At 34.8% G+C, this 21,745-nt stretch carries 13 protein-coding genes and 3 other annotated features; of the genes, 11 read left to right on the forward strand and 2 right to left on the reverse strand.

Annotated features, from left to right (window positions below; genetic code table 11):
• Entirely contained in the window at positions 1-438 is a 438-nt protein-coding gene (locus tag AC1DMU_RS05065) for a YndM family protein (RefSeq protein ID WP_060487163.1), read from the reverse strand.
• A 181-nt stretch (positions 439-619) separates the two neighbouring features.
• Between AC1DMU_RS05065 and AC1DMU_RS05070 the strand changes: the two genes are divergently transcribed.
• From AC1DMU_RS05070 to ltaS, 11 genes are all read left to right on the forward strand, one after another.
• Positions 620-4,099, forward strand: a complete 3,480-nt coding sequence (locus tag AC1DMU_RS05070) for a DUF4020 domain-containing protein (protein ID WP_252196012.1) — start codon at positions 620-622, stop codon at positions 4,097-4,099.
• A gap of 107 nt (positions 4,100-4,206) precedes the next feature.
• Positions 4,207-4,443: a binding site (T-box leader), on the forward strand.
• Between the two features lie 54 nt (positions 4,444-4,497).
• Positions 4,498-4,733: a binding site (T-box leader), on the forward strand.
• Between the two features lie 194 nt (positions 4,734-4,927).
• The gene (locus AC1DMU_RS05075; protein ID WP_001273578.1) at positions 4,928-6,004 is read left to right on the forward strand and encodes a bifunctional 3-deoxy-7-phosphoheptulonate synthase/chorismate mutase; all 1,077 of its coding nucleotides are present in this window, start codon (positions 4,928-4,930) and stop codon (positions 6,002-6,004) included.
• 9 nt (positions 6,005-6,013) lie between these two features.
• Positions 6,014-6,233 (forward strand) — a binding site (T-box leader).
• Positions 6,234-6,286: 53 nt separating this feature from the next.
• Positions 6,287-7,459: a chorismate synthase gene (gene aroC / locus AC1DMU_RS05080; protein WP_088063782.1), complete on the forward strand. Its 1,173-nt coding sequence runs from the start codon at positions 6,287-6,289 to the stop codon at positions 7,457-7,459.
• 18 nt (positions 7,460-7,477) lie between these two features.
• On the forward strand, positions 7,478-8,578 hold the full coding sequence (gene hisC / locus AC1DMU_RS05085; RefSeq protein WP_088063781.1) for a histidinol-phosphate transaminase: 1,101 nt from the start codon (positions 7,478-7,480) through the stop codon (positions 8,576-8,578).
• On the forward strand, positions 8,571-9,671 hold the full coding sequence (gene tyrA, locus AC1DMU_RS05090) for a prephenate dehydrogenase (RefSeq protein WP_001228146.1): 1,101 nt from the start codon (positions 8,571-8,573) through the stop codon (positions 9,669-9,671). The genes hisC and tyrA overlap by 8 nt, the downstream gene beginning before the upstream one ends.
• Positions 9,672-9,687: 16 nt before the next feature.
• Positions 9,688-10,977 carry a 3-phosphoshikimate 1-carboxyvinyltransferase gene (gene aroA, locus AC1DMU_RS05095; protein ID WP_000664597.1) on the forward strand — a complete coding sequence of 430 codons (1,290 nt, stop codon included), beginning with the start codon at positions 9,688-9,690 and terminating at the stop codon, positions 10,975-10,977.
• A gap of 135 nt (positions 10,978-11,112) precedes the next feature.
• A complete protein-coding gene (locus AC1DMU_RS05100) occupies positions 11,113-12,273 on the forward strand; it encodes a GNAT family N-acetyltransferase (protein ID WP_142291762.1) in 1,161 nt (386 codons plus the stop codon).
• Between the two features lie 287 nt (positions 12,274-12,560).
• Positions 12,561-13,127: a TetR/AcrR family transcriptional regulator gene (locus AC1DMU_RS05105; protein ID WP_088063780.1), complete on the forward strand. Its 567-nt coding sequence runs from the start codon at positions 12,561-12,563 to the stop codon at positions 13,125-13,127.
• A gap of 242 nt (positions 13,128-13,369) precedes the next feature.
• Positions 13,370-16,486 (forward strand): MMPL family transporter, encoded by a 3,117-nt coding sequence (locus AC1DMU_RS05110; protein WP_142291761.1) that lies wholly within the window; start codon positions 13,370-13,372, stop codon positions 16,484-16,486.
• A 383-nt stretch (positions 16,487-16,869) separates the two neighbouring features.
• Complete coding sequence (locus AC1DMU_RS05115) at positions 16,870-18,495, forward strand: ABC-F family ATP-binding cassette domain-containing protein (protein WP_000633870.1); 1,626 nt, start codon at positions 16,870-16,872, stop codon at positions 18,493-18,495.
• Between the two features lie 530 nt (positions 18,496-19,025).
• Entirely contained in the window at positions 19,026-20,999 is a 1,974-nt protein-coding gene (ltaS, locus tag AC1DMU_RS05120; protein WP_088063778.1) for a lipoteichoic acid synthase, read from the forward strand.
• A 68-nt stretch (positions 21,000-21,067) separates the two neighbouring features.
• On the opposite strand, the gene AC1DMU_RS05125 is transcribed toward ltaS, so the two are convergent.
• Complete coding sequence (locus AC1DMU_RS05125; RefSeq protein WP_060487154.1) at positions 21,068-21,736, reverse strand: TerC family protein; 669 nt, start codon at positions 21,734-21,736, stop codon at positions 21,068-21,070.
• Between the last annotated feature and the right edge of the window lie 9 nt (positions 21,737-21,745).

The raw sequence follows: 21,745 nt of genomic DNA on the forward strand, positions 1-21,745 counted from the left end.
TTACTTCTTCTTATCTTTATCCAACACATTCTGCTCTTCAGCAAATTCCGTACCATATGCAAAGCGGCGATTAATATGAATGTTATCATTGTTGTGCCTTGTGTGTGAGTGAGAGAAGCGATGAACGATTACTTCAGATAATGTAAAGACAGTAGCGGAAAGGAAACTCCCCCATGCAATTTGCATGTAATTGTCTAATAAAATATTACCGAAAATCCATACGCTTAAATACGTTAGTAAGAAATCCGACATAATGGCACCGGTATTACCTATTCGGTTTAATATGATTTTATCGACGAACATATAGGAAACGATTGTAACAAAGAGACTAAATGAAATAATTTGGACGAACGTTGCAGGGAAAAATAAAGCGAGTCCAATACTAAATGCGATAATGCACGATATAAATTTGATAAGTACTACAGTAAAACCATTCAATATTTACACCTCCGATTTATACATAGTTTTACAATAAATTTAGGAGTTCATACATTGTAACGAATATATTTACATAAAACTTTTTCATGTTCGTTTTTTTGTCTAAATATTAAAAAAACAAAGAAAAAATGTTATAGTAAAATGAGAGTATATGACATTTTTAGGTAAGGGGGAATCCATGATGTGGATTACTTCAGAAGTAGAAATTCCAGAGGAGTTAATTGATCATCTTGAACAAGGAAAGTTAGTACTATTTGTTGGAGCGGGAGTTTCTATGAAAGGGAAATCAAACTTACCGAATTTTGATGATCTAGTTGATGAGATTGCGAAAACGTTATATGTAGAAACGCGTGAAATAACAGAACCTCATGATTATTATCTTGGTAAAATTGCGAAAACAAAAGATATACATCAAGTTGCAAGAGATTTAGTTCATATTGAAAAATCAAAGCCGAATCCGCTTCATTATGCGATTCCGAGGTTGTTTCCTTTAGATACGGAAGTCCGCATTGTCACGACAAATTTTGATCGGCATTTTACAACTGCGATGAAAGAAATGAATAGAGAATTAAACGTATATTACGCACCTGCGTTACCTACAGGTAGAGCGTTTAAAGGACTCGCTTACATACATGGCAATATAGAACAAGAGAAAGAAGCTTTAATTTTAACAGATGGTGATTTTGGAAGGGCTTACTTGACCGAAGGCTGGGCAAGAAGGTTTTTAGTTGATTTATTCTCGAATTATACTGTTTTATTCGTTGGATATAGCCATAATGACCCAGTAATGAAATATTTGGCTACTGGTTTACCGCCAAGTACAAGGCGTTATGCATTTGTTGCACAAGGGGAAAATACGTACCATTGGGAGCATTTAGGAATACGGCCGATTGTATACCCGAATAAAGGTAATAATCATCAATCTCTTGTTAAAGCAGTGAAGCGATGGGCAGAATTAATGGGAGATAATTATATTACAAAACGAATGCGAATTCGTGACATAGTAACAGTTCCACCGTCAGTAGAGCAGGAACAATTATCATACATAAAACAATCCATAAAAAAAATTGAAACAGTCCGCTACTTTGTTGAATTTGCTCATGATTATGAATGGGTGGAATGGCTTGAAGCAGAAGGGAAATTACAAAATTTATTTTTAGTTACATCAAACGATAATGAGGTAGATGAATTACTTGCAGAATGGTTGGTGGAACAATTTCTTTTTAGTCATCAAAAAGAATTATTTCAATTAATTTTTAAAAATCATTCTAAAATATCTCCGTTATTATGGAGAACAATTTGTAGCTACTTAAACGAAACGAAAATTAAAATGGACCCGTTGTTGTTTGCAAGATGGACACTTCTTTTATTAGAAACAGCTGAAAAAGATAGTAAATCTATTGAAAAAATTTCTTGCTTACTGCAAAAATGTTCTTTTCCTGAGCATAAAGAAATTGCTTTATTATTACTAACGTTTATTTTGGACGGAAAACTGAAATTGAAGCGGGAAAGAAAATGGGGAAATGATACGCAAGAATCAATAGAACTTGAGGAATCGAGTCGTTTACCAGTGTCTACATTTTCTTATGTGGAGCAAATTTGGAATGAGAAGATGAAACCTCATATTTCCTATTACGCCGTACCAATTATGATGATGGGAATAGAGAAGATGCGAATGTTATCACTACGACAAACGGCACTGAAAAAAAAGGATAAGGAAAATGTTGAAAAAGAGTTTCAGCAAAATGATCTTGCATTTTTAATTCAAATTGTAAAAGAGTGTTTAGCTTATTTGTGTGAAAATAATGAAAAAAAAGCAAATTATTATATTACAGAAATGATAGAAGCAAACAGCATGCTTCAGAACCGAATTGCAATTGATGCGATGAATAAAAATAGATTCGTTAGCGCTGATGCCAAAATGAAATGGTTGTTACAGGAAGGACTTTTTTTAGATATCACGTATAAACACGAAGTTTTTCAACTTATAAAAAATCATTTCGCACTCTCTTTGGAAAAAACAAAGGAAGAGGTTATTCAAATTGTATTGAAGGACCTTGCAGAGGAGAGAGCATTTGATGCTTGTTTAGTTTTAGATTTATTATTCACTTGTGATTCGAATAGTCCATCTACAGCAAAAGGTTATGAGTTAATGAAGAAAAAACATCCTCACTTTCATTCTGATCGATATAGTGTACAAAAGAAAGAGACGGCAGATCAAAGTATTACTTGTAATGTAACTGCTGATGGATTATTGCAGTTGAAAGACGATGAAATTATGAAGCAAGTTCGTCAATTTTCTCAAGATGGTGTTTTTGAACAACGCCATTTTTTAGAGATGTTATCGAAAGCATGTAAGTTGAATACAGAATGGAGTATTTCATTTGCCTATCAATTAGTTGGTATGCACGAAATAAGTAATGAAGTATGGTTTGTTTGTATTAGAGAGTGGCGAAATAATCGAGGATTGACAAATGAACAAATCCAAAAAGTAATTCCGCTATTACAGAAATTTGTTAGAAATACTTCTTTTCATTGGTTAATTAGTAGCTTTCTATATGAAATTAGTAATCGATTAGAAGAGTTAGAGGAAAATAGTATACGCAGTGTGAAACGTTTTGCTTTTTCGGTATTCCCTCAAGTAATGAAAAGTGATACAGATTTTAAGCTTGGAAAACAAGACTTTTACAATGAATCGATCCAACATCCTGTTGGGAAAATGACAGCTGTATTATTAAAACTGTTATCATATGATCATTTATACGATCGTAATGTATATGAATATTTATTTTTATTTGAAGAACAAGTAAGAGTTAGTAAAGTACGGACAAATTTTATGTTAGCTCGTTTAGTAGCAGATGTTACATTTCTTTATCATATTGAGAAGCAATGGTGCCGAAAATATTTGTTGCCATGCTTAGATTTAAAGAAAGAAAATGAGATTACGAAATATGCATGGGCAGGCTTATGTTACACGCAAATCAATTTACCTTTATTTACAGAAATGAAACGATTTATTAAGTATGCAGTAGAACATTTGGTAGTATTACATCCGCATACGAGGGAAGCTTTCTTGAAATGGCTCAGTTTTGTATTTATTAAATGTGTACTGTATTGGGAGCAAAAAACAGATTGGTTATACCCGTTACTTATACAAGAAAATGAAGAAAATAAAATTAAATTTATGCAGTTTTTATGCTATTACGTCAAAACGTTAAGTGCAAAAGAACAACAAAAATTTTGGGCATCTTGGCTCAGTGTATTTTTGCGAGAGCGACCGAAAATGGGTGAAATCACAGCTAGAGAATATGTAATGCTTTTGCGTATTATTTTATTTATGGATGAAATAGTAGAAAGAGGATTATCTATAATAAAAACATTTTCAGGTTTGGTTGGAAAAGGGAATCAAACGGAGTTAAAACAGTTGTTTAATGAAATACTTGAAAAGACAGAGAGTATAAAAATGTATAAAGAATTGTATGCAAATGTATTTTTCACTTTACTACAAACGCTTCAAGAAGCCGATTTACTTGAAACTGAAATCATTCAAATAAAAGAAATATTAATCCAGTATGGAGTAGAAAAATATGTATTAAATGCAATAGATAATGAGATAATTCGCATCGGAATTGTTATGGAGAATTTACAAGAAGAAATGTAGGGCGGAAGTGGAATTTTAAAAAAAATATAAAAAGTTGTTGACAGTGTTTTGAAAAGCGTTCTATAATACGAATCATACTTATTCAATTTCAAAAACATTTGAATAAACAAAGTGCAATGAAGAGATCACAGTAGTGGTTAGTCTTACTGTAACAGAGAGCTGGTGGTTGGTGTGAACCAGTACAGGGATAATCATGAATTACAGTCTTGGAGCATCTTTTTCGTAGTAAAGATAGTATTGTCTTTATGAAGAAAAAGCGGTCAATTGATCGTTAACAGTGAAGAGAGGTAGACGGAAAGTTAGTCTACAACTAGGGTGGTACCGCGATAAATATCGTCCCTACTGATTTATTCAGTAGGGACTTTTTGTATTTTAGTGGTCTAACTTGAAAATTAAATATATATGCGTTGAAAGGAAAAGCAGTAGTTGTTGTTTCCCTGTAACAGAGAGCTGGTGGTTGGTGCGAACCAGTACAAAAACAAGAGCGAATTACAGTCCTAGAGCATCTTTTTCGTAGTAAAGATAGTATTGTCTTTATGAAGGGAAAGACGGTCAGATGATCGTTAACAATGAAGAGAGGTAGACGAAATAAGTCTACAACTAGGGTGGTACCGCGATAAATATCGTCCCTACTGATTGAATCAGTAGGGATTTTTTGTACAAAAAAGTGGGTTTTGATTGAGTTGATAGTGTCCTTATAGTAAGTATTCGTTTAAAATAAGAAGAGGTATCGATTCCACTTAAATTTTGTATAATTTATCAGTTCAGAAAATAGAGAATTTTTCATTCTCTTACTATACTTTTAAAACATTAGAGGAGGATTTCCAAATGGCAAATCATGAATTAGATCAATTACGTAAACAGGTAGATGAAATTAACTTACAACTATTACACCTTTTAAACAAACGTGGTGAAATCGTTCAAAAAATTGGGGAGCAAAAGCAAGTACAAGGTACGAAACGTTTTGATCCAGTACGTGAGCGTGAAGTACTTGATATGATCGCAGAGCATAACGAAGGACCATTCGAAACGTCAACAGTTCAACACATTTTCAAAACAATCTTCAAAGCTAGCTTAGAATTACAAGAAGATGATAACCGTAAAGCATTACTAGTATCACGTAAAAAGAAACAAGAAAATACAATCGTTAATGTAAAAGGTGAATTGATTGGAAACGGAACACAAACGTTCATCATGGGACCTTGTGCGGTAGAAAGCTTAGAGCAAGTTCGCCAAGTAGGGCAAGCGATGAAAGACCAAGGTCTAAAATTAATGCGCGGTGGTGCTTTCAAACCAAGAACATCTCCATACGATTTCCAAGGTTTAGGAGTAGAAGGATTACAAATTTTACGCCAAGTAGCAGATGAGTTCGACTTAGCGATCATTAGTGAAATCTTAAATCCGAACGATGTTGAAATGGCGCTAGACTACGTTGATGTAATTCAAGTCGGTGCACGTAACATGCAAAACTTCGATTTATTACGAGCTGTAGGTAAAGTTAACAAGCCAGTATTATTAAAACGTGGATTAGCAGCAACAATTGATGAGTTCATTAACGCAGCTGAGTACATCATTGCACAAGGTAACGACCAAATTATTCTATGTGAGCGTGGTATCCGCACATACGAAAGAGCGACACGTAACACATTAGACATTTCAGCAGTACCGATTTTAAAGAAAGAAACACATTTACCAGTAATCGTTGACGTAACGCATTCAACTGGACGCAGAGATTTATTATTACCAACAGCGAAAGCAGCACTTGCAATTGGTGCAGATGCAGTAATGGCTGAAGTACACCCAGACCCAGCGGTTGCATTATCAGATTCTGCACAACAAATGGATATTCCAGAATTCCATAGATTCATGGATGAGTTAAAAGGTTTCAAAAATAAATTATCTTAATTCCATATCATATATGCGCTGAAGAGGAAACAGTAGTGCTTATCTCACTGTTAAAGAGAGCTGATGGTCGGTGTGAATCAGTACAAAGATAAGCATGAATTACAGCCTTGGAGCATCTTTTCCGCCAACTTTTGGAGGGAAAGACGGTCAAACGATCGTTACAGAAGAAGAGAGGTAGACGATAGTTGTCTACAACTAGGGTGGTACCGCGATAAACATCGTCCCTACTGAGCGCTCAGTAGGGACTTTTTTGTACAAAAAAATAGTAAAGGGGCAAGAGAAATGAGATACATTACAGCTGGAGAATCACATGGACCGCAGTTAACAGTTATTTTAGAAGGTGTACCAGCAGGTTTAACATTAACATCGGAACATATTAATAAAGAATTACTAAGAAGACAAAAAGGGCACGGACGCGGAAGACGCATGCAAATAGAAACTGATACAGTTGAAATTGTAAGTGGTGTTCGTCATGGGATGACACTTGGCTCACCAATAACGTTAATCGTTAAAAATGATGATTTCAAACATTGGACGAAAGTAATGGGTGCAGAGCCAATTTCGGAAAAAGAAAGTAAAGATATGAAACGTACAATTACAAAACCACGTCCAGGACATGCAGATTTAAACGGTGCAATTAAATATGGACATCGTGATATAAGAAACGTATTAGAGCGCTCATCTGCAAGAGAAACGACAGTTCGTGTAGCTGCTGGTGCAGTTGCGAAACAAATTTTGAAAGAATTAGGTGTAGAAATTGCAGGGCATGTTCTTGAAATTGGTGGGGTACAAGCGAAACGAATTTCAAACTTACCAATAGAAGAAATTCAAACGATTACTGAAAATTCACCAGTTCGATGTTTAGATAAAGAAGTAGAACAAGAGATGATGGATGCGATAGATAACGCTAAAAGTAGTGGGGATTCAATCGGCGGTATTGTTGAAGTCATTGCAGAAGGTATGCCAATTGGCGTTGGTAGTTACGTTCATTACGATCGTAAATTAGATGCAAAACTTGCTGGTGCAATTATGAGTATTAATGCATTTAAAGGTGCTGAAATTGGCGTTGGTTTTGAAGCAGCAAGACAGCCAGGAAGTAAAGTACACGATGAAATATTATGGAATGAAGAAAATGGATACACGAGAAAAACGAATAATGCCGGCGGTTTAGAAGGTGGTATGACAACAGGGATGCCAATTGTCGTAAGAGGTGTTATGAAGCCAATACCTACATTATATAAACCGTTAGCAAGTGTTGACATTGATACGAAAGAAGCATTCCAAGCGAGTATTGAAAGATCTGATAGTTGTGCAGTACCAGCAGCAGGTGTAGTAGTTGAATCTGTTGTAGCATGGGAACTTGCACATGCACTAGTCGAACAATTCGGAAAAGATCGTATGGATTTAATTCAGCAAAACATTACGCAACATAATAAATACGCAAAAGAATTTTAATAAAAAGGTGGTTTTAACATGCAAGTAAAAGATCAACTATCATCATTACAACCATATAAACCAGGTAAATCACCTGAACAAATGAAAGAAGTGTACGGAGATCATTCATTTGTCAAATTAGCATCAAATGAAAATCCATTCGGCTGCTCACCACGTGTTTTAGATGAGTTGCAAAAATCGTGGTTGGAACATGCTTTATATCCTGACGGAGGTGCTACAGCACTCCGTCAAACAATTGCAAATAAGTTACATGTTCAAATGGAACAAATACTTTGCGGTAGTGGTTTAGATGAAGTCATTCAAATAATAAGCCGTGCAGTACTTAAAGCAGGAGATAACATCGTAACGGCTGGTGCAACATTCCCGCAGTACCGTCATCATGCAATTATTGAAGGTTGTGAAGTGAAAGAAATCCCTTTAAATAACGGTGTATACGATTTAGACGAAATTTCGTCAGCAATAAATAATAATACGAAAATCGTATGGATTTGTAATCCGAACAACCCGACAGGCACATATGTGAATGATCGAAAATTGACTCAATTTATTGAAGGTATTAGTGAAAATACGTTAATTGTCATTGATGAAGCGTACTATGAATACGTAACAGCAAAGGATTTCCCAGAGACATTACCGCTTTTAGAAAAACATAAAAACATTCTTGTACTTAGAACATTTTCTAAAGCGTACGGATTAGCTTCTTTCCGCGTTGGATATGCAATTGGACAGGAAGAGCTAATCGAGAAATTAAATGTCGTACGTTTGCCATTTAACGTATCTTCATTAGCGCAAAAAGCAGCGACGATTGCTTTTGGTGATGACGAGTTTATTGAGGAAATAGTTCGTGTGAATACAGAGGGATTACAACAATACGAAAGCTTTTGTAAGGGAAATGAAATTCCGTTTTATCCATCGCAAACAAATTTCATCTTCTTGCCAGTTGAGAATGCTGGGGAGATTTATGAAGCTTGTGCACACGCAGGATTTATTATTCGTCCGTTCCCAAATGGTGTCCGTATTACAGTCGGAACAAGGGAGCAAAATGAAGGAGTGATTTCAGTGTTAAAACAACACTTTGAAAATAAAAAAAGAAAGTCTCGAGATGAGGAAAATGCGTAAAAAGGTAGTTTTAATTGGAACTGGTTTAATCGGAGGCTCTCTCGCATTAGCAATTAAGAAAGAGCACGATGTAACGATAACAGGTTATGATATATTTCAAGAACAAGTAGAGCGTGCAAAAGAATTGCATGTAGTAGATGAAGTAGCAGTAGATTTACAGCATGCATGTGAGGAGGCGCATTTAATTGTGTTTGCTTCTCCAGTTGAAGAAACGAAGAAGTTATTACACAAATTAGCGTCATTTCATTTACGAGAAGATGTTATTGTAACAGATGTTGGTAGTACAAAAGGGACGATCATGAATGAAGCGGAAGCTTTATTTTCAAAGGAAGTTTCTTTTATTGGTGGACATCCGATGGCAGGTTCTCATAAAACGGGAGTTGAAAGTGCAAAAGCACATTTATTTGAAAATGCATTTTATATTTTAACGCCGATGAATCATGTGCCAAATGAACATGTGGAAGAACTAAAGCGTTGGTTACAAGGAACAGGGTCTCATTTTCTCGTTCTAAATACGGAGGAACATGATTATGTAACAGGGATCGTTAGTCATTTTCCGCATCTTATCGCAGCTGGATTAGTAAAGCAAGTGGAGAAACATGCAGGAGATAATCCGCTCATTCATCAATTAGCTGCCGGAGGGTTTAAAGACATTACACGTATCGCATCTAGTAGCCCAAAAATGTGGAGTGATATTGTTAAGCAAAATCGCGAGCATTTAATGGTATTATTAAAAGAGTGGATCTCTGAAATGGAAGATTTATATGATACAGTTTCTACCGGAGATGCAGGCGAGATTCAAAACTATTTTGCAGACGCGAAAGAATACCGTGACTCTTTACCAGTACGAAAGAGAGGGGCAATTCCTGCCTATCACGACTTATACGTCGATGTTTTAGATAAAGTAGGGGCATTGGCTCATATTACGAGTATTTTGGCACGTGAAGAAATTAGTATTACGAACTTGCAAATATTAGAAGCACGTGAAGGGTTGCTTGGGGTATTACGTATTAGCTTCCAAAGAGAAGAAGATCGTATGAAAGCAAAGCTAGCGCTTAGAGAAGAAAAATACCAAACTTATGAAACAATTTAAATGAGAAGGTGAAAACATGAAGGAAAGAACAATAGAACCTGTTAATAACGGATTAAATGGTATTATTACAATTCCAGGAGATAAATCCATTTCACACCGCGCTGTCATGTTCGGCGCGATTGCAGAAGGAAAAACAACAATTAAAGGTTTCTTGCCCGGTGCAGACTGTTTAAGTACAATTTCTTGCTTTAAAGAAATGGGAGTAGAAATCGTGCAAAATGGTGATGAAGTCACTGTAGTTGGTAAAGGATTAGAAGGCTTACAAGAACCGAAAGCTGTATTAGATGTTGGTAATTCTGGTACAACAATACGTTTAATGTCAGGAATTTTGGCAAATACACCATTTTTCTCTTGCGTACAAGGTGATGCATCTATCGCAAAAAGACCGATGAAACGTGTTACAAATCCATTAAAACAAATGGGTGCAAACATTGATGGCCGCGAAGAAGGGACGTTTACACCGTTAACAATACGTGGTGGAGATTTAAAAGCAATTGAATACACTTCACCTGTAGCAAGTGCGCAAGTAAAGTCAGCTATTTTACTTGCAGGTCTTCGTGCAGAAGGTGTAACAGCTGTTACAGAACCACATATTTCGCGTGATCATACGGAAAGAATGCTTGAAGCATTTGGTGTTAACGTAACTCGCGAGGGAAAAACAGTGAAACTTGCAGGTGGACAGAAGTTAACAGCGACAGACGTTCAAGTACCAGGTGACGTATCATCAGCAGCATTTTTCTTAGTAGCAGGTGCAATTATTCCAAATAGTAAACTAGTATTACAAAATGTAGGAATGAACCCAACTCGTACAGGTATTATTGATGTTTTAGAGAAAATGGGTGCTACTTTTACTGTAGAGCCAATTAACGAAGGAGCATCAGAACCAGCTGCAAATATTACAATTGAAACATCTTCATTAAAAGGAATCGAAATTGGCGGAGATATTATCCCAAGATTAATCGATGAAATTCCTGTTATCGCCTTAGCGGCAACGCAAGCAGAAGGAATTACAGTTATTAAAGACGCACACGAATTAAAAGTAAAAGAAACGAACCGTATTGATACAGTTGTTGCGGAGTTAACGAAACTAGGAGCTCGCATAGAAGCAACTGATGACGGGATGATTATTTACGGAAAATCAGCACTAAAAGGCAATACAGTAAATAGTTACGGTGATCACCGCATCGGAATGATGCTTGCAATTGCCGGCTGTCTAGCAGAAGGAAAAACAACAATTGAAGACGCAGAAGCAGTAGGCGTATCATATCCTACATTCTTCGAAGAACTTCAAAAGTTAGCCAAATAAAGTAATAAAAAGCAGATACGGGATGTATCTGCTTTTTATATTGGATTCGTGTCGTTAAGTCCATATAATTTCATTCACCGCACTGGAATATTGAGAATTATGGTACAATTCAAACAAGGAATGGAGGAGAAATATATGAACGTTATACGATTAAAAGAAGATAGCTTTAGAGAAGCATTACGCTTATCGGAATACGCTTTTCAATATAAAGTTGATGAGGAACGATTGCAACAACAACTTACAAGGATGAAAGAAAGTCATGAAATATACGGTATTATGGAAGGGAAAGATGTAGCAGCAAAACTGCATCTTATTCCGTTTCATATATACATAGGCAAAGAAAAATTTAAAATGGGAGGCGTTGCAGGGGTAGCGACGTATCCAGAGTATAGAAGAAGCGGGTATGTAAAAGAATTGCTTCAACACTCACTTCAAACGATGAAAAATGACGGATATACAGTATCAATGCTACATCCATTTGCTGTTTCATTTTACCGTAAATACGGCTGGGAACTTTGTGCGAATCTCTTTGTATGTCATATGACAAAGAGTGATTTAGTTATGAAAAAACAAGTAAATGGTACTGTAAAACGTTTCAATAAAGAAAATCACCCAGAAGAGGTCGAAAAGATTTATGAAACATTTGCAGAACGTTTTTCCGGTATGCTAGTTCGCGATGAAAAATGGTGGTTACAAGCTGTTTATGATGATTTAACATTAGCGATTTATTACGATAAAAATAAAACGGCAGCTGGCTACATGTTATATAAAATTGAAAAAAACAAAATGACAGTAGAAGAATTTGTTCCACTGCATAATGAAGCGCGAAATGGTCTGTGGAACTTTATTTGCCAGCATGATTCTATGATTAAAGAACTTGAAATGACAGTAAGTGAAAATGAACCGTTATTATATACACTAAAAGAGCCACGCGTAAAAGCAGAAATAAAGCCCTATTTTATGGGCAGAATTGTAGATGTGGAGCAGTTCTTAAAACAATATGAGTTGAATTGGAACAATGCACAGCAAGAAGTGATTTTACATATTATAGATTCATTTGCACCGTGGAATAACGTTACAGTGAGGCTTGCAAATCATGAAATAACAATTATAGATGAAGAAATAAAGGATAAAGGAATTAGGCTAGATATAAATGCATTATCTACTATAATGTTTGGATACAAACGTCCGTTAGAACTTAATGAACTAGAATTAATTAGCGGAAGTGAAGAGGAAATACGAGCGTTTGAGGATATAGTTCCGGTACGAGAAGCATTTATTTATGATTTCTTTTAAAAAATAGGGCTGTCCAAAATCAAATTTTGGGACAGCTTTCTCTTTGGTTGTCGGTTTTTGTCGGTAAGTCGATATATTTTGAAAAACGCTGATATAATTGGAGATGCGCCGATATATCCTGAGAATCGCTGATATAATTAGATTTGCGCTGATATATTCTAATAATCGTTGATATAATTTTTTCACTAAAACGCAACCATACTTTGTCACGCACTTGACTTTTATTCCCTGTAATTTATAATTAAAAACGGAATGAATTTTCATTCCTGGAAATAGAGGTGGAAAAAATGGCTAAAAACAAACAAGAGGATATTTTTGATGCTGCGATGCAACTTTTCGCAGAGCGTGGTTACGATGGTACGACAATTCCAATGATCGCTGAAAAGGCAAAAGTCGGTGCGGGTACTATTTATCGCTATTTTGAAAATAAAGAGGCACTTGTTAACTCATTATTTTCAAAAAGTATGTTAGAGCTTTCTGAAATGATAAAAACGGATTTTCCTGTTGAAGCAAATATTCGTGAACAGTTTAGTCATACGTACAACCGTTTATTTGAATTTGCGAGAAACAATGTGGACGCTTTTTTGTTTACTAACTCTCACTGCGATAGTTATTTTCTTGATGAACAGAGTAAGAAAATATTTGATGATTTTATAGGCTTCTTTATGAATATCATTGAAGATGGAATTGCAAAAGGTTTTCTTCGTCCATTGCCTCCAGTTGCTTTAATTATTATTGTATATCAACCGTTAGAACAATTAACGAAAGTAATTGCAACAGGGCAATTAGAATACTCGAAAGAGTTAGTAAAAGAACTGGAAGAAAGCTCTTGGAATGCTATTAGAATCATCTGATTCTATAGCTTATAAGTATAGGAATGAATATTCATTCCTGAATATATTTAAAACATGTGAGTAGGAGAGGATATTTGTGTAACAATAGGAATGAACATTCATTCCGGTAAAGGTAGTTTAATAGAGTTTAAAAAATAATGTAATAGAATGATAGGAATGAACGTTCATTCCTAAAAAGTATTTTTAAAAGGATAGGAATGAATATTCATTCCCTTTAAATTTTCAAAAAGGAGATGATTAAAATGAGTAAGCTGAAAAATTGGAGAAGTTTATCTTTTCTATTATGGATAGTTATTACTATTACAATGATCGTAACGATGCCTAATATGGATAAATTAGTGAAAGAAAAAGGGCACATTACGATTCCTAATACAGAACAAAGTAGTATTGCTGACAAGATGATAAAAGAGATGGATAAAGACGGGACTGAAAAGTATGAAATTATAGCTGTTTTTAATAGTGGAAGTAAAACAGCTTTAACAACTGAGCAAAAAGAGGAAATAATAAGAACAATCAATGCTTTACAAAATGAAAAAGAGCAATTAGGAATTAAGGAAGTTGTTTCACATTTAGATAATAAAGATTTGGAAAAACAGTTGATATCTAAAGACAATACGACCATTTTAACGCAAATCTCAGTAGATAAAAAAAATGGTGAAATATCAAAAGTTGCAAATGGGCTTCATAAAAAAGTGCAAACGAAAGGGGTAAAAACGTACTTAACAGGAAGTGATTTAATAGCGGGTGATTTTCTTACTTCCTCTCAAGAGGGAGTGAAGAAGACAGAAGTTATTTCTATCATTTTCATTCTAGTTGTATTAATCATTGTATTTCGTTCACCAATTGTTCCAATTGTATCTCTTCTTACAGTGGGTGTATCATATTTAGTTTCAATGGGGATTATTGCCCATCTAGTAGATCAATTTAATTTTCCGTTTTCTAACTTTACACAAGTGTTTGTAGTTGTTGTCTTGTTTGGAGTTGGAACAGACTATAACATTTTATTATATACAAGATTTAAAGAAGAATTAAGTAAACAAGAAAATGCATTTTTGGCTACGAAAGAAACGTTTAAATCAGCAGGGAAAACCGTTTTATATAGCGGGATAGCAGTACTAATCGGTTTTGCATCTCTTGCTTTAGCGAGTTTTAAATTATATCAATCTACTTCAGCAGTAGCAATTGGTGTCGCAGTATTATTACTCGTATTAACTACGTTAAATCCATTTTTCATGGTGCTTTTAGGAAAAGGAATGTTTTATCCAGTTAAAACATTTAAAGGTCATGAGGATAGTCGATTATGGGGATTTCTTGCGAAAAACTCAGTAGCAAGACCATTTGTCGCTTTAATCATTGTATTTGTGATATCGATTCCTTTCGTAATGAAATACTCTAACACACTAAATTACAATGATTTATTTGAAGTAGATAATAAATATGAATCGAAAATGGGGATTAACGTAATAGAAGAGCATTTTCCACCAGGTTTTTCTTCACCAAGTACGTTAGTCATTCAATCAGATAACAAGTTAGATGAGGCGAGTTCGCTTCAAACTTTAGACGAACTAACTGATAAGATTTTGAAAGTGAAAGGTGTTTCAGAAGTATATTCACCGACGCGTCCAACCGGTGAAAGGATAAAAGAACTATATATAAATAAACAAGCGGGAGAACTAAATACAGGATTAGGAGATGCCAATGGTGGTATAAAGGAAATTAATGATGGATTAACTACTGCGAAAGATAAAATGGGTAGTAAAGATTCAAATAGTCTTGCAAACGTTCAAAAATTAATTGATGGAACAACGGAAGCGAAAAATGGTGTAACAGCATTAGGAACAGCTTTAGATCAACTTTCAAATGGCATAAATGACGGAGCACAAGGTGCGCAGCAAATTGAGAGTGGGTTAACTTCAGTAAATGAAAATATTAGTGTATTATCTAATGCAACTTCACAACTTCATGCTGGTTATTCGCAGTTAGAAAAAGGTTTAAGTTCTTACGATCAATACTTCGGAAGTATTTCTCAAGCGATTGATGGTGCGAAAAAAGGCTATGAACAAATTGAAATGTTAATGACGAATTTCATTCAAACGAAACCAGAATTAGCAAATGATCCGAACATACTGCAAACGATAGGAATCGCTAAAGAGGCTCAAAAGCAATTAGGTGAGCTTTCAAATGAATTAAATAAATTAGCAACGCAACATAAAGCGGCAATGGGTTCATTTAAAGAAGCGAATCAAGCGTTATCGAAAGTGGATAACGGCTTAAAAGGCATGAGCGATGGAGTTACTAAGTTACAAAAAGGAGCAGCTGATCTTAAAAATGGATTAAATGAAGGTGCTACAGGTTCAAAACAAATTGCGAACAAGTCATCTGAGTTACAAACCGGATTAACAAAAATAAACGACGGGCAAGGTCAGCTATTAACCGGGCTGAAAGACTTGCAAGAACAGATGGGGCAATTACAATCAGGATTATCTAAAAGTACAGAAGGGCTTGAAAAGGTAAGTAACGGCCTAGGAGATGCTCAAAAATATTTAGGGGAACTAAATGAATCAAAAAGCTCTGAGAAATTTTATATCCCAAAAGAAGTGTTAGAGGGAGAAGATTTCCAAAAAGCATTGAATACGTACATGTCACATGATAGAAAGACTGCTAAAATGACAATCATTTTAGACGTAAATCCATATTCAAAAGAAGCGATGCCAATCATTGAAGAAATTAATAAAACGATAGACGGTACGTTAAATGGTACAGAATTAAAATCGGCGAAAAAAGCAATCGGCGGCACAACAGCTAGAAACGTTGATTTAAAAGAAGTAACAGGCCAAGATTTCTTACGTACAGCTACAATTATGTTAATTGGAATTGCGATTGTATTAATCATTATTACACGGTCATTTTTAAATACAATCTTTATTATTGGATCTTTAATATTAGCTTATTTTGCATCACTTGGCATAAGTGAACAAATTAGTACACACGTATTAAACGTAGAGTCATTAAGCTGGAATGTGCCATTCTTTAGTTTTATTATGATTGTCGCTTTAGGTGTGGATTATAGCATTTTCGTAATGATGCGATACAATGAGTTAGAAGGGGATCCCGCAACGAAAATTGTAAATGCATCTCGTCACATAGGAGGAGTTGTATTATCGGCGGCACTTATTTTAGGCGGTACATTTGCTGCATTAATCCCTTCAGGTGTATTGACGCTTATACAAGTAGCATCTGTTGTTGGTGTTGCACTGTTACTACTAGCTATCATTGTGATGCCAATATTACTACCTGCTTTAATAGGATTAACGAGTAAAATGAAGAATTATACGAAGAAATTAAGTAAAAGAAAATAAGAAGAATCCCCTTTTAAAAGGGGATTCTTCTTATTTAATAAACTTTTCCATCACGTCTTTATATTTTGCAAACTTTTCATCTTTCATTTCGCCATTTATTTGTATAGGAAGTGAGCGATAAACATTATGCTCCAATTATAAATATTTTGTTCAAAATAACTCCTCTTTAAATTGTGAAATTTGCTTCTATATAATATTGTTTCGTTAAAAAACAAACATTTTATTCAAGGTAGAAAAGGGATGAATAGCAATCAACCGTTGCTATTCATCCATCTTCTACTATATAATAGCTATAGTCTACAATAATTGAGTCGTAATATGCGATTTTTTAAGACAATCGGTGAGAAAACGCTGAAATAAGCGGTATTAGTAGGAGGACACAAATGATTACAGTAAGTAACGTTAGTTTGCGTTTCGCGGATCGCAAATTGTTTGAAGATGTTAACATAAAATTCACGCCAGGTAACTGCTACGGTTTAATCGGAGCAAACGGTGCGGGTAAATCAACATTTCTAAAGATTTTATCTGGAGAAATCGAACAATCAACAGGTGATATACATATTACGCCAGGTGAGCGTCTAGCAGTGTTAAAACAGAACCACTTCGAATATGAAGAGTTCCCAGTATTAGAAACAGTAATTATGGGTCACACGCAACTTTATAAAGTAATGCAAGAGAAAAATGCCATTTACATGAAAGAAGATTTTAGTGATGAAGATGGTATGCGTGCTGCTGAACTTGAAGGTGAGTTCGCTGAGCTTAACGGTTGGGAAGCAGAATCAGAAGCTGCAATCCTTCTTAAAGGTTTAGGTATTGGTGAAGATGTTCATGATAAGAAATTGTCAGAATTAACTGGGGCAGAGAAAGTAAAAGTATTACTTGCTCAAGCATTATTCGGTAAACCTGACATTCTATTACTAGATGAGCCTACCAACCACTTGGACTTAAAAGCGATTCAATGGTTAGAAAACTTCTTAATGAACTTTGAAAATACAGTAATCGTTGTATCCCATGACCGTCACTTCTTAAATAAAGTTTGTACGCATATGGCTGATCTTGATTTCGGTAAAATTCAACTTTATGTTGGTAACTATGACTTCTGGTATGAGTCAAGCCAATTAGCTTTAAAATTAACACAAGATGCTAATAAGAAAAAAGAAGAGAAAGTAAAAGAGTTACAAAACTTCATTGCACGCTTTAGCTCAAACGCATCTAAAGCGAAACAAGCAACTTCTCGTAAAAAATTATTAGATAAAATTACATTAGATGATATTAGACCATCATCACGTCGTTACCCATTTGTTGGCTTTACACCTGAGCGTGAAATAGGAAATGACTTATTAACTGTTGAAGGTCTTTCTAAAACAATTGATGGTGAAAAAGTGTTAGATAATGTGTACTTCACTTTAAATAAAGGTGATAAAGTTGCATTTATCGGTCGTAACGATATTGCGATGACAACATTATTTAAAATCCTTATGGGTGAAATGGAGCCAGATAGCGGTTCATTCAAATGGGGCGTTACAACATCTCAATCTTACTTCCCAAGAGATAACTCTAAATACTTTGAGAACAGTGACTCCAACTTAGTTGATTGGTTACGCCAATTCTCTCCACAAGATGAGTCAGAAAGCTTCTTACGTGGTTTCTTAGGCCGTATGTTATTCTCAGGTGAAGAAGTTAAGAAGAAAGTTTCTGTATTATCTGGAGGCGAAAAAGTTCGTTGTATGCTATCTAAAATGATGTTAAGTGGTGCGAACGTAATCACACTTGACGATCCAACGAACCACTTAGACCTTGAGTCTATCACTGCATTAAACAACGGTTTAATCGCATTTAAAGGTACAATGTTATTCACATCTCATGACCATCAGTTCGTACAAACAATTGCAAACCGCATTATCGAAGTAACGCCAAACGGTGTAATCGATAAAGAGGCTACTTACGATGAGTTCTTAGAAAATGAAGAACTTCAAAAACAAGTAGAAGCAATGTACAAAGGTCAATAATAAATGATGAAAAACCTCGCTCTCTTTATGAGAGCGAGGTTTTTTTATAATCTTTTATTTTATGAATTGTGAATAATTATACAGAAATAACTTTAGAGAAGAAAAGACCTTTTGATGTTACATATAGAGAAAGGACTGTAATTAAGAATAAACTTGAAATATATGAAGGAATTTAATATACACCGAAAAAAACAAATACTATCTATTGTAAATTTCACTATATTACATTAATGTTCCAGAACTGGAGAAATATTTATTTGCGAAGCAGTAAATAAAGGTTTATAGTATGTGGAGTCATAATTAGTGGATGAGACTTGGGAGAAAACAGAAAATGTTACAAATTTATTTTATTAAATAGAAACCAAGGTCAAAATGTCTAGAAAGAAATAGTTGAATAAATACTAGCTTCAAATTATAATTACTAATATTCTTCATTTAGTTAAACAAACAAAATCTATTTGAAGATAAAAAATTGAATAGAGACAGACTTATAAAAAAATAAGCCTTGGATGATCAAAAGAGGTGGAGAGATGAAGCAATTACTATTAAAGAGTAAGCGAGTGTTAAGCAATCACTTTGGATTTTTCGTGTTTGCCATTATTTTATTCTGGTTAAAAACATACGCAGCATATGTGACAGAATTTAATTTAGGGATATCCAACACAATCCAAAAGTTTTTACTGTTTTTCAACCCGTTAAGCTCAGCAGTTTTATTTTTAGGGCTCGCATTATTTGCAAAGGGGAAACGTGCTTACATTTGGTTAATTGTTATTAATTTGTTAATGTCTATACTGTTATACGCAAACGTAGTATATTATCGCTTTTTCAGTGACTTTATTACGTTCCCGACATTAACACAAACGAATAACTTTGGAGATTTAGGTGGTAGTATTTTTGCATTGCTACACGCATATGATCCACTATATTTCCTAGATACAATCATTTTAATTGTTTTAGTTGCAACAAAATTTGCAAATCCAAAACCAATTCGTGTTGCGAAACATAAATTATCACTAGTATTTGTAGCAGGTATTTTATTATTCAGCATTAACTTAGGTCTTGCAGAATCTGATCGTCCTGAATTATTAACAAGAACATTTGACCGTAATTATATTGTGAAATATTTAGGGGCATACAACTATACGATTTATGATGGCATTCAAAGTGCGAAAGCATCAACAGAACGAGCGTTAGCTGATGGAGATAATATGACAGAGGTTAGAAATTATCTTGCATCAACATATGCAAGTCCAAATCCTGAGTACTTTGGTAAAGGAAAAGGAATGAACGTAATTTATATTCATTTAGAATCATTCCAAAACTTTTTAATTGATTATAAATTAAATGGGCAAGAAGTTACACCGTTCTTAAACTCATTTACAAAAGATGCGAATACGCTATACTTTGATAACTTCTTCCATCAAACAGGACAAGGTAAAACATCTGATGCTGAGTTCATGCTAGAAAACTCAATGTATGGGTTACCGCAAGGATCTGTTTTTACAAATAAAGCTCATAACACGTATCAATCAGCACCAGCTATTTTAGGTCAACAAGGATACACATCAGCTGTATTCCATGGTAATTACAAAACGTTCTGGAACCGTGATGATATTTATAAATCATTTGGTTTCAATAAATTTTTTGATGCGTCGTACTATGATATGAATGAAAAAGATGTAGTAAACTATGGATTAAAAGATAAACCGTTCTTTAACGAATCAATTCCGTTATTACAAACATTGAAACAACCGTTCTATACGAAGTTCATTACGTTATCGAACCATTTCCCTTATCCAATTGATAAAGCGGAAGCAACAATTGAACCAGCGACTACAGGTGATTCATCAGTAGATACGTACTTCCAAACAGCACGTTATTTAGATGAGTCTGTAAAAGGATTTTTGGATTACTTGAAACAATCTGGTTTATACGATAACTCAATTATCGTTATGTACGGTGATCATTACGGTATTTCAGATAACCATGGCGCAGCAATGTCTCAAGTAATGGGTAAAGAAATGAACTCATTTGAAAATGCACAACTGCAACGTGTGCCATTAATCATTCGTGTCCCAGGAATGAAGGGCGGCGTACAACATCAATACGGCGGAGAAATTGATGTTCTGCCGACACTATTACACTTACTAGGTACAGATACGAAAAATTATGTCCAGTTCGGATCAGATTTATTATCACCAGAGCATAAACAAGTCGTTCCATTCCGTAACGGTAACTACGTAAGTCCAACAGTGACTGCACTAAACGGCAAATACTATGATACAGCGACTGGTAACGCTGTTGAATTAACAGACGAAATAAAACAAAATGAACAAATGGTTCAAAAATCACTAAAATACTCTGACCAAGTCGTAAACGGAGACTTATTACGATTCTACACACCGGAAGGTTTTACACCAGTAGATCGTTCGAAGTACAACTATAACCATCGTGATAAAAATAAAACGAAGGTAAAGACGACTGAAGACGGGGAAACGAAATAAATATTAAAGAGCGCTACTCATTTGAGTAGCGCTTTTGTTTGTACATATAACGTTGTCATTATATAGAATTATCTTTCGTTTTTTGTTTTTTGTTTCATCTTTCCAAAGAATACTACACCGGCAATGATAATAATGATAAATGCCCATTTTATGAAAGGATTACTTTCGAAAAATCCAGCGAACCATTTCTCATCTACAATCATTTTCGCAGCAGTATAAGCTAAAACAGCTGCTCCAATCGTAATGATGACAGGGAATCTATCGACCCATTTTAAAATTAAGGTACTGCCCCATACTACTACTGGAATAGATACTAATAGTCCAATGATTACTAAAGAAAAATTACCATGCGCAGCTCCTGCAACAGCGAGAACATTATCAATTCCCATTAATGCATCAGCTATAATAATGGTTTTAATAGCAGACCAAAATCCTTCTTCTGCCTTAATATCATGATCTTTACCTTCAGCAATTAATTTGTAAGCGATCCATATAAGGAGTACACCACCAATTAGAAGTAGCCCTGGTATTTTTAATAACCAAACGACAACTAAAGTAGCGAGGGCTCTAATCGCGATTGCCCCGATAGTTCCCCAAATAATAACTTTCTTTTGCTGATCTTTCGGTAATCGCCTTGCTGCTAACCCAATTACAATGGCATTATCACCGGCTAACACTAAATCAATTACAATGATGGCAAGTAAGGCAGACAAATATTCGGTTGAAAGAAAATCCATATACACATC

It is taken from the genome of Bacillus sp. 01N45 (assembly GCF_056399205.1).

Bases quoted from the DNA above. Each gene is read 5' to 3' on its own strand.
- AC1DMU_RS05070 (WP_252196012.1), top strand. From the start codon at position 620: ATGTGGATTACTTCAGAAGTAGAAATTCCAGAGGAGTTAATTGATCAT.
- AC1DMU_RS05075 (WP_001273578.1), top strand. From the start codon at position 4,928: ATGGCAAATCATGAATTAGATCAATTACGTAAACAGGTAGATGAAATT.
- aroC (WP_088063782.1), top strand. From the start codon at position 6,287: ATGAGATACATTACAGCTGGAGAATCACATGGACCGCAGTTAACAGTT.
- hisC (WP_088063781.1), top strand. From the start codon at position 7,478: ATGCAAGTAAAAGATCAACTATCATCATTACAACCATATAAACCAGGT.
- tyrA (WP_001228146.1), top strand. From the start codon at position 8,571: ATGCGTAAAAAGGTAGTTTTAATTGGAACTGGTTTAATCGGAGGCTCT.
- aroA (WP_000664597.1), top strand. From the start codon at position 9,688: ATGAAGGAAAGAACAATAGAACCTGTTAATAACGGATTAAATGGTATT.
- AC1DMU_RS05100 (WP_142291762.1), top strand. From the start codon at position 11,113: ATGAACGTTATACGATTAAAAGAAGATAGCTTTAGAGAAGCATTACGC.
- AC1DMU_RS05105 (WP_088063780.1), top strand. From the start codon at position 12,561: ATGGCTAAAAACAAACAAGAGGATATTTTTGATGCTGCGATGCAACTT.
- AC1DMU_RS05110 (WP_142291761.1), top strand. From the start codon at position 13,370: ATGAGTAAGCTGAAAAATTGGAGAAGTTTATCTTTTCTATTATGGATA.
- AC1DMU_RS05115 (WP_000633870.1), top strand. From the start codon at position 16,870: ATGATTACAGTAAGTAACGTTAGTTTGCGTTTCGCGGATCGCAAATTG.
- ltaS (WP_088063778.1), top strand. From the start codon at position 19,026: ATGAAGCAATTACTATTAAAGAGTAAGCGAGTGTTAAGCAATCACTTT.
- AC1DMU_RS05125 (WP_060487154.1), bottom strand. From the start codon at position 21,736: ATGGATTTTCTTTCAACCGAATATTTGTCTGCCTTACTTGCCATCATT.